The following is a 12,158-nucleotide window of genomic DNA, read 5'->3' as shown; positions in this document are numbered from 1 at the left end:
TTTACATCAAACCAGGAGAGCCCACATGACCGCATTGTCCGAACCCGCCGTCCCCCGCAACCCGGGATGGCTGCACCGCACCGAAGCCTGGCTGGACGACAAGGGCAAAGGCGCCTGGATCGCCGCCATGGTCCTTGGTTTCATCTTCTTCTGGCCCGTCGGGCTGGCCCTTCTTGCCTACATGATCTGGAGCAAACGCATGTTCAGCAAATCCTGCAGCCGCCGCCATTCGTGGCACAGCCACATGAGCGCGATGAAGCCCTCGGGCAACAGCGCATTCGACGCCTACAAGGCCGATACGCTGGCCCGGCTGGAGCGCGAGCAGCAGGACTTCGAAGCCTTCCTGCGCCGCCTGCGCGAGGCCAAGGACAAGGCCGAGTTCGACCAGTTCATGGACGAGCGCGCCCGCGCCAATGACGCGGACGACCAAGGCGAAACCGCCTGATGGACACTGGCCCTGCCCCGGTTTAGGGACAGGGCGCCCCCAACGGATATTCGGAACTTGCAATGACCCACCTGCCCGAACCCGACCGCCAGCCTGAATTCTATCAATCGGTGGCGATCAAACGTTTCTTCGCCTGGCTGTTCGACATCGCCTTCATCTCGCTGCTGTGTACGGTCGCGATTCTGCTGACCTTGGGCATGGGGCTTTTCGTGCTGGCGCTGATCTACGCGGTCGTCAGCTTTGTCTACCGGGTGGTCACCATCGCCAACGGTTCGGCCACGCTGGGCATGCGGTTCATGGGAATCGAGCTGCGCGACGCCTTCGGCGAACGGATGGACACCGGCAAGGCCGTGGCCCACACCGCCGGGTATTTCGTCAGCATGGCCTTCCCGATCCTGCAGATCATCTCGGTCATCATGATGCTGACCAGCGCCCGCAACCAGGGCCTGACCGATGCCTTCCTGGGCACGGTCATGCTGAACCAGCGCGCCTGAAGCCAACCGTTTCAGGGACTTGGCGACCCGGATTTGCGTTGCTATCATCCTCCCCGAGGAAACACGGGGCCTTCATGCGACACACGCTGCCGATTGCGCCGCAGTTCTATGTGACTGCACCACAACCCTGCCCCTATCTCGAGGGCAGGGTCGAGCGCAAGCTGTTCACCGCCTTGCAGGGCGAAGGGGCCGACCGCCTGAACAACGCCTTGTCGCAACAGGGGTTCCGGCGCTCGCAGAACGTTCTGTACCGGCCATCCTGCGCCGATTGCGCGGCCTGTTTGTCTGCGCGTATCGACGTGTCGAAATTTCGCCCGACAAAAAGCCAGAAACGCGCAGCCCGCCGCAATGCGCATCTGCAGCGGCGTGCGACCTCGCCTTGGGCCACCGACGACCAGTACGAACTGTTTCGCCGCTACCTTGATACGCGCCACGCCGACGGCGGAATGGCCGACATGGACGTGTTCGAGTTTGCCGCGATGATCGAGGAAACCCCGATCCGCAGCCGCGTGGTGGAATATGCCGACCCCGAAACAGGCAACCTGATCGCCGTCAGCCTGACCGACGTTCTGGATGACGGGCTGAGCATGGTCTACTCGTTCTACGACCCCGATCGGCCGCAGAACTCGCTGGGCACCTACATGATCCTCGACCATATCGAGATCGCGCGCGAGGCCGGCCTGCCCTATGTCTATCTGGGCTATTGGGTGCCGGGCAGCCCCAAGATGGGGTACAAGGCCAAGTTCGCGGGCCTCGAAGTCTATGTGGGCAACAGGTGGCAACCGGTCCGCGAGCCCGAGGCCTTCTCGAACAGCGAAAGCCATCCGCTGGCGACTGCCCCGATTGCCGAACAGGTCGCAAGCATCCAGCTTCCCGACCGGCACCCAACCAAGGGCTGAACATCCATGCAGCAGACGTTGCACGCCGTCACCCTGGTGGTGCCGGACTATGACGACGCGATCGCGTTCTACACCCGGACGCTGCGCTTTCGACTGACTCAGGATGTCGATCTGGGCGGCGGCAAACGCTGGGTCCTCGTCACCCCGCCGGGCGGTGGTGCCGGGCTGGTGCTGGCCAAGGCCGATGGGGCCGATCAGCAGGCCGCCATCGGCAACCAGACCGGCGGCCGGGTGGGTTTCTTCCTGAGTACGGATGATTTCGCCCGCGATCACGCGGACATGCGGGCCAAAGGCGTGCTATTCGAGGAGGCGCCGCGCCACGAACCCTATGGCATCGTGGCCGTCTGGCAGGACCCGTTCGGAAACCGCTGGGATCTGATCCAGTTCACCTGACAACCGGCGTCAGCCGGCACCAAAGCAAAGGGGGCCATGCGGCCCCCTTTTCACTTTGAGAACGCCATCCACCAATCAGTTCGGGATCAGGTCCGGCACGATGGTCACGATCGACGGGAAGAACCACAGGATCGCGATCCCCACCACCTGGATCAGCACGAAGGGGATGATCCCGCGATAGATATGGCCGGTCGTCACCTCTTTTGGCGCCACGCCGCGCAGATAGAACAGCGCGAACCCGAATGGCGGCGTCAGGAACGAGGTCTGCAGGTTCACCGCCACCATGATCGTCACCCATTTCGGGTCGAACGACCCGCCATAGATCACCGGTCCCACGATCGGGATCACGATGTAGATGATCTCGAGGAAGTCCAGAACGAAGCCCAGGATGAACAGCACCAGCATCACGATCAGGAAGACCGTGAATTCGTTGTCGAAGCTCTTGAGGAACTGCTGGATATAGTGCTCGCCGCCAAACGAGATCACCACCAGGTTCAGCAGCTGCGAGCCGATCAGGATGGTGAAGACCATCGAGGTCACCTTGGCGGTTTCCCGCACCACGGGCGTCAGCACGCCGCTGGTGAACAGAACCCAGCACGCAAACAGCAGGCCGAACAGCGCGTACAGATAGGCGGCATAGGCCAGGATGAACGCGATCCAGCTTTCGACCGAGACGCCGCCCTGGTTGATGCGCAGGTCAAAGTTCACGCCAAGCAGCAGACAGATGATGACGGCGAAGGTGGACCAGATGATCACCTTGCCCGACCGCCCCTGGTCCTGCAGCTTGCGATAGGCCGCCAGCATGATGGCCCCGCCCGCGCCCAGCGCCGCTGCCGGCGTCGGGTTGGTCACGCCGCCCAGGATCGAGCCCAGAACCGCGATGATCAGAACCAGCGGCGGGAACACCACGCGGATCAGATCGTTGGTCGCACAGCGCGCAGCCGCCGCCTTGCAGCCATACATGGCCAGCCCGAAAGGCAGCGCCAGCAGCAGGAAGGTGGCCCCCGACGAGGTGGTCGGCGCGATCAGCAGCACATCGACCAACAGCATCAGGATCAGCCCGATGGCCCCCACGATCAGCGGCTGCGGCGATTGCGAGGGCGCGATGCCCCGACCCATCACCAGCGTCAGCCCCAGCAGCACGACCGTGACCGCAACACCGGTGCCGATCGGCGCGGCTGCGGCAATCTTGGCTTCACGCGCGGCGGCCAGTTCTTCCTCGCTCAGACGATGGGCCTCTTCCGCGCCACCGGCGGCGTCGATGGCCTGCTGCTCGGCCACGGCCTTGTCCCAGGCTTCCTGCCCGTGCAGTTCGATCATCGAGGCCTTGCACTCTTCGGACACGTTGGTGCGCAATGAGGCCGCCTCACCGATGTCGGAAAAGCCCGAAACGGTGATGTTCTGGCTGCCGATGACGCCCAGGTTGCCCAGCAGAACCGCACCCACGATCAGCGCGACCGGCGCACCCAGCAGCCAGGTCAGGCCTTCCGAGCGGGTGATCGGCTCACCGCTGCCGCCCGACAGTTCGACCGCGGGTGCCTTGTGCGGGTTCAGCAGCGCGTAACCAAAGGCATAAAGCGCATAGAGCAGCGCCAGCATGATCCCCGGCAGCAATGCCGCCTGGAACAGCGTGCCCACCGAAACCACGGCCGGCTCGCCCAGATAGGTCAGCGCGTCGCTGCAGCCCGCCTCGACCGCGCGGGTCTCTTGCGCCGTCGAATACAGGTCACCCGCCAGCGTGCCCAGCAGAACGATCACGATCGAGGGCGGAATGATCTGCCCCAGCGTGCCCGAGGCCGCGATCACCCCCGTCGCCAGTTCCGGCGAATAGTTGTTGCGCAGCATGGTCGGCAGGGCCAGCAGGCCCATCGTCACCACGGTCGCGCCGACAATCCCGGTCGAGGCCGCAAGGAATGCCCCCACAACCACGATCGACACCGCCAGACCACCCGGCAGCGGGCCAAAGACGCGCGCCATCGTGGTCAGCAGATCGTTGGCGATCTTCGAGCGTTCCAGCGTGATGCCCATCAGCACGAACATCAGCACCGCCAGCAGGGTCTCGATCGACTGACCGGCCAGAACCCGTTCGTTGATGCGGTTCACGATGAAGGACACGTTGCGGTCCAGCGCGGTTTCCCAGCCCGAGGCGAAGACCGGCTCGGCGATCCTTGGCAGGTCCGGGTATCGGAACACGGATATCACATCGGGTTTCACACCCGAATTCACGATGTCCCGATAGGCTTGCGAGCTTGTGTCGATCGCCTGGTGGATCAACAATCCGGCGCTGTCCAGCGCGGCGATGATCCCGAAAGAGATGATGCCGGCCCCGCCGATGGCAAACGCCACCGGAAAGCCGCTGAGAATCCCGCCAAACAGGCAGAAGAATACGATAATGAGGCCTATCTCGACGCCATCAAGTCCGAATAGCATTGTCTTGGTCTCCGTCCTTAATGTGTGCCTTCGTAGGCTTCTTCGCCCTCGCCAAGGCTATCCTTGTCGAGGTATTTTCCAGCGCTTTCCGGGCCTTCGACGAATTCGAGATAGGACCGGTAGAAGAACGCGATCGCGTGCAGGAACACCATCGCCGCAAAGGCCACAAGCAGGATCTTGAACAGGAAGTAGGCATTGAAGCCGTTGGGGCTGAAACCGATGGTTTCGACGTTCCAGCGAAGCGCGCGGGATTTCATCACCAGCCGGTCCAGCGTGTCACTGGCCGAGGGTTTCGGCACGATCAGATGCCGCCACATGAAGAACCAGCCATACATCCAGACCAGCACGGCGATGGGCATCATGAACAGGATCGAGCCCAGCATGTCGACCACGCGCTTGGCCCGGTGCGAGATGCCGGCATAGATCAGGTCAACCCGGACATGTCCGCCCTGAACGAAGGTGTAGGTGCAGCACAGGCAGACGACCAGCGCGTTGTACAGCTTCAGCTCTTCGGCGTACCAGCTGATGTCCATCTGAAACGGGATACCCAGGCCGAACGCCATGTCGGGCCGCGCGAAGACACGCTGCATGAACACGATGACGATCTGCTGGATCACCATCAGCAGGCCCGCCCAGGCAAAGAACCGGCCCGTCGTGTTGGCAAACCCTTCCAGAACGCGCACGACGCCCCACATGAAATTCCGGCGGTAGATGCCGATGGCCGTCATCACAAGAAAGGCCGTGAAGACCACGAAGAAGAACTCGACCGACCCGCCGTAATAGACGAAGCGCATGATCGCTTCCTTGTTCGACCAGTCCAGCCACAGCTGCGGATGCGTGATCGCGTATCCGAAATTATAGAAGGCTTCGGCGATGTTCTGAACGAACCAGAGCAGTCCGTTCCACAGGGCGCCGAAGAACGAGATACCGTTTTCGTCCTGCATGATGTCCCCAGGTCCCGTCAGTTGCGATGCTGATTATACCGGATTTTGGCCGATCCGCGCATCTGCAACAGAAATGGCTTCCCCGCACGGGGCGCGGGGAAACCGAGTGATTGCCGTGCGGCCAGTTAGCCCAGAACGCGGTCGCGCTGCGCGGTGTAGACGCCCGACGACATGTTCAGCCACGACGACGAGGCCTTCATAGATGCCATCGCGCTGTCATAGACCTTCTTGAACAGCTCGTCGCCCATGTTCTCGGCCAGAACTTCCTGGCTGGCCTTGCCGAAGGCGTCCCAGACGCTGTCGGGGAATTCCATGACCTTCACGCCACCGGCCTGCAGACGCTGCAGCGCCGCGCCGTTGTTGGCCAGGAACTGCGCCAGGTTCCACTGGTGCGCTTCGGCGGCCGCGATCTCGATGATCTTCTGGTGTGCCGGCGACAGGCTTTCGAACACCTCGCGGTTGGTGGCCAGCGACAGGCCCGCGCCCGGCTCGTGGAAGCCGGCGGTGTAGTAGATCTTGGTGATCTCCTGGAAGCCGGCCTTTTCGTCGGCCCAGGGTCCGATCCACTCGGTGCCGTCGATGGCGCCGGACGACAGCGCCTGGTACACTTCCGAACCCGGAATGTTCTGGACCGACGCGCCCAGCTTGCCCAGCGCCTTGCCGCCCAGGCCCGGCATGCGGAACTTCAGGCCGTTGAAGTCCTCGGGGCTGTTGATCTCTTTCGAGAACCAGCCACCGGCCTGCGCACCGGTGTTGCCCGCGATGAACGATTTCAGGCCGAAGATCTGGCCCAGTTCGTCATGCAGCTCCATGCCGCCATCGTGGTAGTACCAGTTCACCAGTTCCTGCGCGGTCATGCCGAACGGAACGGCGGTGAAGAAGGCATAGGCCGGGTGCTGGCCGACGAAGTAGTAGTCGGCGGCGTGGTACATGTCGGCCTGGCCCGACGACACGGCGTCGAACACTTCGAACGCGCCGACCAGTTCGCCGGCGGCCTTGATGTCGACGGTCAGGCTGCCGTCGGACATTGCGGTGATGCTGTCGGCACAACGCTGGGCGCTGTCGAACACGCCCGCCAGGCCGCGGCCCCACGAGGTAACCATGGTCAACGTGCGCTTGCCCTGCGCGTAGGCCGGTGCCGCCAGCGCGGTTGCCGCCGCGGCCGAGCCGCCCAGTGCCGATGTCTTCAGAAACTTGCGACGATCCATATCAGGTGATCCTCCCCTTCATTCATTCACGGCCCGGGCGCACCCGGACCAGTCGCTTCGAGTGACGACACGTTAATCAAGGGCGCTTGAAAGTGAATACCTACTACTGCGTAGAGCGCGCGATTTTTTGGTCCGGCATGGTGGCAAATTCGGCTGTTACCGCTATCGGCGGCGTGACTTCCGAGCGCGGAACGGCGCAGGATGCCCAATCTCTTTGCAATTGGGGCGCGGCTTGCGTATCGATTCGTCCATGGGGAAACTTCGATCTCTGATCTCGCTGACCTATGCGCAGAAACTGTCACTGGTCGCCGCCATCCCGCTGGTGCTGGCGGTGGCGGCAATCGCGCTGATGGTGGCCATCGAATCCCGCGCCACGGCCGAGCGCGAGATCCAGGCGCTGGAACGTCGCCTGATCGAGGCCAAGAAGCAGGAGTTGCGCAACTATGTCACCCAGGCGCGCAACGGCTTTGCCTATATCTACGGCCGCGCCGCCCCCGATGACGCCGAGGCCAAGGAGACCGTCGCCCAGATCCTGTCGGCGATGATCTACGGCAAGGACGGGTTCTTTTTCGTCTATGACTATGACGGCAACAACCTGGTCAGCCCCCGCCAGACCGAGTTCATCAATCGCAACTGGGAAGGTCTGACCGACAGCAACGGCGTGCCCGTGGTGGACGAGTTCATCCGGCTGGCCCGCCAGGGCGCGGGCTGGCACAGCTTCATGTGGCAGAAGCCCTCGACCGGGGAAGAGGCGATGATGATCGCCTATGTGGTCGGCCTGCAGGACTGGCGCTGGGCCGTGGGCACCGGCGTGTTCATCGACGACATCGTGGCCACCGTCGCCAATGCCCGCGCCGAGGTCGAGGCGCGCGTGCAGCGCACCTTCCTCTATATCGGCGGCATCGTTCTGGCGGCGGTGCTGGTCGTTTTTGCCTCGGGGATGCTGCTGAACATCCGCGAACGCCGCCTGGCCGATGCCAAGCTGAAAGAGCTGACCAAGCGGGTCATCGACGCGCAGGAGGAGGAGCGCGGCCGCGTGGCGCGCGAACTGCATGACGGGATCAGTCAGATCCTTGTGGGTGTGCGCTATGCGCTGGACAATGCGCGCCGGCGCCTTGCAAAAGGTGACCATGACGGCGCACGTGCCCCGCTGGACAAGGGGATCGACAATCTGGGCACCGCCATCACCGAGGTGCGCCGCATCAGCCGCGACCTGCGCCCGGGCGTTCTGGAAGATCTGGGCCTCGGCCCCGCGCTCAAGGCGCTGACCGACGATTTCCGCGAACGCACGGGGATCGAGACCGAGTTTTCCACCGTCGTGTTCCGCAACCGCCTGGACCATGACAGCAAGATCGCGCTCTACCGCATCGCGCAGGAGGCGCTGACCAATATCGAGCGCCATTCCGGCGCGACGCGGGTGACGATCGACCTGCGCGGCCACAAAAAGGGCGCCACGATGCGCATCACCGACAACGGGCGCGGCTTGCGCAGCCGGCCGGGCCAGATCAGCACCGGGATCGGCCTGCGCAACATGCAGGAGCGGATCGAACAGCTTGACGGGACCCTGCGCATTCTGTCATCACGCGGCGCGCAGAGCGGAACGGTGATCGAGGTCAGCCTGCCGCTGAGCCACCTGCTGCCGCCGCAGGAAGACGCGACACCCAAAAGAAAGGCCGGTTCCTGATGACAGACACGACCCGAGTCCTGATCGTCGACGATCATCCGATGGTTGCCGAAGGCATCCAGTCGATCCTGGAAAGCTATGACGACATCCAGGTGGTCGGCACTTTGGGCAACGGGCAAGAGGCGATCGACCAGGCCGTGCAACTGCGGCCCGACGTGATATTGATGGATCTGAACATGCCCGGCATGGGCGGGCTGAGCGCCACCGAGATCATTCTGGAACGCCTGCCCCAGACCCGAATCCTGATCCTGTCGATGCATGACAGCCCCGAATACATCTCGACCGCGCTGAGCCACGGCGCCAAGGGGTACATCCTCAAGGACGTGCCGACCGACGAGATCAAGCAGGCCATCGACGCGGTGATGCGCGGCGAGCGTTATCTGTGCACCGGGGCCAGCGGATCATTGGAGCCCAAGGGCGACAGCACCCGCGAGGCGCTGACCGGGCGTGAACAGACGATCCTGCTGGAACTGGCGCAGGGCAAGTCGAACAAGGAAGTGGCCCAGACGCTGGGCATCTCGGTCCGCACGGTCGAGACCCACCGCAAGAACATCAAGCGCAAGCTCGGCATTTCCTCGACCGCCGGCCTGACGCGCTATGCGCTGGAACATGGCGTGCTGCAGGGCACCGGCGTCGGGTACTGACGCGGGTCAGTCCAACAGACGGTCCGCCCGCCGCCCCGCACGCGCCAGGTGATGCGGCAGCACCCGGCCGTACAACTGTTTCGTCCGCTCTATGCCGCCGCACATCCCCTCGGCCTCGACGAAGGAAAAGATCCCCACATAGCGCGGCCGCGGGCCGCTGACCGGCGCCACGCGGTGCAGCGAATAGCGGCCGCGAAAGATCTGCAGGTCACCGGGCTGAAGTTCGATCTGCCGAACGGCCCCGAAGTTGCCATCGAGTATCGCGGCCACCTTGTCGAAATTCTCGTGTTCAGGCGTGCGCAGGTTGGGCGCGTATTCGAACGCCCCGCCCCGTTCGGCATTCTGGATCGCCAGCGTCACGGTGAAGTTGTTGGTGTCGAAATGCCAGGGGAAGCCCTGCCCTTCCTCGACCACGTTCAAAATCACGTCGGCCAGAGGATCATCATAGCGAAAGAACCGATCCTCGGGTTCGTTCAGGGCCGCGCGGATGAAGGGCAGAAAGCCGTCATATTCATAGATGCGCCGCAGCGGGCCGGTCGGGAGGAAGTTGTCGGCCGGGACGAATGCGTTCGACCGGTCATAGAACCGTCGGATCGGATGACCGATGCCGAACCGCGGGTCGTCCCGAGTGAAATAGGCGTTGGTGCGGTTGAAGCTGCGGTGCGCGCGCGGGGCGACGGATTCGGCCTCGGCCAGCAACTGCGTCAGGCCGCCCTGATGCACGAAACCGGGCAGCACCGCGCACCCGTCCGCGTCAAGCTCGCGCCGGATATCCGCGATCAGCCGCTGATAGGCCGCCGAGTCCGGCCGGTCGATGGGATAGCGGCCCAAATCCACCAGATCCACAAGCATGCGCGCCTCCGTCGTTGCCCTTTCCGGTTCAGCCTGAACCGGCGGCGCGCGCGGCTCATGCCCGTTTCGGACATCGGCCTGCCGCTTTCTGACCTCGGGGCCCGCGCCCGCGGCGCCATTCGCGGAAATTCCGGCCATGCGTCAATCTGCGCAATAAAATGTCGCAAATTTCGACCTCAGGGACAGGAAATTGGCCAGATTGCCTGTTGACGCCCCGTCCCCCCACCCATAATGTCCCTGCACGCAAAAAGGAGCCTCTGGCGATGAAAACGCTAGTCGTAATCGTAGGAACCACGCGCATGGGCCGGTAACGGTAGACCATAATCGAACCCATGCGCCTCCGAAACTTCGGGGGCTTTTTTATGTCAAACGCAAGACACATGTCGCGAACGGAGCAAAGCAGATGACACGTGAGATGACCGGCGCAAAGATGGTGGTCCAGGCCCTCAAGGATCAGGGCGTGGACACGGTATTCGGGTATCCCGGCGGCGCCGTCCTGCCGATCTATGACGAGATCTTTCTGCAGAACGACATCCGTCACATCCTGGTGCGGCATGAACAGGGCGCGGTCCACGCCGCCGAAGGCTATGCCCGCTCGACCGGCAAGCCCGGCGTCGCGCTGGTGACCTCGGGCCCCGGCGCGACCAACGCGGTGACCGGCCTGACCGACGCGCTGATGGATTCGATCCCGATCGTGGTTCTGACTGGTCAGGTGCCGACCTTCATGATCGGCTCGGACGCGTTCCAGGAGGCCGACACCGTGGGCATCACCCGCCCCTGCACCAAACACAACTGGCTGGTCAAGGACACCAATTCGCTGGCCGCCACCCTGCACGAGGCGTTTCACGTCGCCACTGCCGGCCGCCCCGGACCGGTTCTGATCGACATTCCCAAGGACGTGCAGTTCGCGACCGGTACCTATACCGGGCCAAAGGCCTCGACCTCGCATTATCAACCGGCGGTCAAGGGCGATCTGGACGCGATCACCGAATTGGTCGCCGCCATCGAAACCGCCAAGAAGCCCGTGTTCTATACCGGCGGCGGCGTGATCAATTCGGGGCCTGCCGCCAGCCAACTGCTGCGCGAGCTGGTGGACGCGACCGGCTTTCCCATCACCTCGACCCTGATGGGCCTGGGCGCCTATCCGGCTTCGGGCAAGAACTGGATCGGGATGCTGGGCATGCACGGCCTGTACGAGGCGAACATGGCCATGCATGACTGTGATCTGATGATCAATGTCGGCGCCCGGTTCGACGACCGGATCACCGGGCGCATCGACGCGTTTTCGCCCAAGTCGAAAAAGGCGCATATCGACATCGACCCGTCCTCGATCAACAAGGTGATCCGGGTGGACATCCCCATCGTCGGCGACGTGGCGCATGTTCTGGAAGACGTGCTGAAAGTGTGGAAGGCGCGCGGGCGCAAGACCAACGCCGAAGCCGTCGCCACGTGGCAGGTCCAGATCTCGGACTGGCGCAAGGTGAACTGCCTTGCCTACACCAACAGCGAAAAGTCGATCAAACCGCAATACGCGCTGCAGCGGCTCGAGGCGCTGACCAAGGACCGCGACCGCTATGTCACCACCGAAGTGGGCCAGCACCAGATGTGGGCCGCACAGTTCCTGGGGTTCGAAGACCCCAACCGCTGGATGACCTCGGGCGGGCTGGGCACGATGGGCTATGGTTTCCCGGCCTCGATCGGGGTGCAGATGGCGCATCCCGACGCGCTGGTGATCAACGTCGCGGGCGAGGCCAGCTGGCTGATGAACATGCAAGAGATGGGCACCGCCGTCCAATACCGCCTGCCGGTGAAACAGTTCATCCTGAACAACGAACGCCTGGGCATGGTGCGCCAATGGCAGGAACTGCTGCACGGCGAGCGCTATTCGCATTCCTGGTCCGAGGCCCTGCCCGATTTCGTCAAGCTGGCCGAGGCCTTCGGGGCCAAGGGAATCATGTGTTCGGACCCGGCCGATCTGGATGACGCGATCATGGAGATGATCAACTACGACGGTCCGGTGATCTTTGACTGTCTGGTGGAAAAGCACGAGAACTGCTTCCCCATGATCCCCTCGGGCAAGGCCCACAACGAGATGCTGCTGGGCGAGGCGGAAACGCAGGGCGTGATCGATTCCAAAGGCTCGGTTCTGGTCTGAGCGGCTGCAC

General features: G+C 63.3%; 11 protein-coding genes. 7 read left to right on the top strand and 4 right to left on the bottom strand.

Annotated features, from left to right (window positions below):
• Positions 1–25 precede the first annotated feature (25 nt).
• The 4 genes from F3H26_RS04685 (at position 26) to F3H26_RS04670 (ending at position 2,231) form a co-directional block, all read left to right on the top strand.
• On the top strand, positions 26–445 hold the full coding sequence (locus F3H26_RS04685; protein WP_149774910.1) for a DUF2852 domain-containing protein: 420 nt from the start codon (positions 26–28) through the stop codon (positions 443–445).
• A 62-nt stretch (positions 446–507) separates the two neighbouring features.
• Positions 508–939, top strand: a complete 432-nt coding sequence (locus tag F3H26_RS04680) for an RDD family protein (RefSeq protein ID WP_149774909.1) — start codon at positions 508–510, stop codon at positions 937–939.
• A 74-nt stretch (positions 940–1,013) separates the two neighbouring features.
• Entirely contained in the window at positions 1,014–1,838 is an 825-nt protein-coding gene (locus tag F3H26_RS04675) for an arginyltransferase (protein ID WP_149774908.1), read from the top strand.
• 6 nt (positions 1,839–1,844) lie between these two features.
• Positions 1,845–2,231: a VOC family protein gene (locus F3H26_RS04670; RefSeq protein WP_149774907.1), complete on the top strand. Its 387-nt coding sequence runs from the start codon at positions 1,845–1,847 to the stop codon at positions 2,229–2,231.
• Positions 2,232–2,306: 75 nt separating this feature from the next.
• Here the strand turns inward: F3H26_RS04670 and F3H26_RS04665 are convergent, their stop codons facing one another.
• The 3 genes from F3H26_RS04665 to F3H26_RS04655 all read right to left on the bottom strand — a co-directional run bounded on the left by F3H26_RS04665 (position 2,307) and on the right by F3H26_RS04655 (position 6,813).
• The gene (locus tag F3H26_RS04665) at positions 2,307–4,661 is read right to left on the bottom strand and encodes a TRAP transporter large permease (protein WP_149774906.1); all 2,355 of its coding nucleotides are present in this window, start codon (positions 4,659–4,661) and stop codon (positions 2,307–2,309) included.
• Between the two features lie 17 nt (positions 4,662–4,678).
• Positions 4,679–5,605, bottom strand: a complete 927-nt coding sequence (locus F3H26_RS04660) for a TRAP transporter small permease subunit (RefSeq protein WP_149774905.1) — start codon at positions 5,603–5,605, stop codon at positions 4,679–4,681.
• Positions 5,606–5,730: 125 nt separating this feature from the next.
• On the bottom strand, positions 5,731–6,813 hold the full coding sequence (locus F3H26_RS04655) for a TRAP transporter substrate-binding protein (RefSeq protein WP_149774904.1): 1,083 nt from the start codon (positions 6,811–6,813) through the stop codon (positions 5,731–5,733).
• Positions 6,814–7,063: 250 nt separating this feature from the next.
• Here F3H26_RS04655 and F3H26_RS04650 point away from each other — a divergent pair, with 250 nt between their 5' ends.
• Positions 7,064–8,497: a cache domain-containing protein gene (locus tag F3H26_RS04650; protein ID WP_149774903.1), complete on the top strand. Its 1,434-nt coding sequence runs from the start codon at positions 7,064–7,066 to the stop codon at positions 8,495–8,497.
• On the top strand, positions 8,497–9,141 hold the full coding sequence (locus F3H26_RS04645) for a response regulator transcription factor (protein ID WP_149774902.1): 645 nt from the start codon (positions 8,497–8,499) through the stop codon (positions 9,139–9,141). Before F3H26_RS04650 ends, F3H26_RS04645 begins: the two co-directional genes overlap by 1 nt.
• Before the next feature lie 6 nt (positions 9,142–9,147).
• Here F3H26_RS04645 and F3H26_RS04640 read toward each other — a convergent pair whose 3' ends face one another.
• A complete protein-coding gene (locus tag F3H26_RS04640; protein ID WP_149774901.1) occupies positions 9,148–9,993 on the bottom strand; it encodes a HalD/BesD family halogenase in 846 nt (281 codons plus the stop codon).
• 403 nt (positions 9,994–10,396) lie between these two features.
• On the opposite strand from F3H26_RS04640, the gene F3H26_RS04635 reads away from it, so the two are divergent.
• Complete coding sequence (locus F3H26_RS04635; protein ID WP_149774900.1) at positions 10,397–12,148, top strand: acetolactate synthase 3 large subunit; 1,752 nt, start codon at positions 10,397–10,399, stop codon at positions 12,146–12,148.
• Positions 12,149–12,158: the final 10 nt, after the last annotated feature.

Source organism: Ruegeria intermedia (assembly GCF_900129345.1).
Lineage (GTDB): Bacteria > Pseudomonadota > Alphaproteobacteria > Rhodobacterales > Rhodobacteraceae > Ruegeria > Ruegeria intermedia.
Note: the sequence above shows the minus strand (reverse complement) of the source record. Positions and strands in the feature narration are given on the sequence as shown.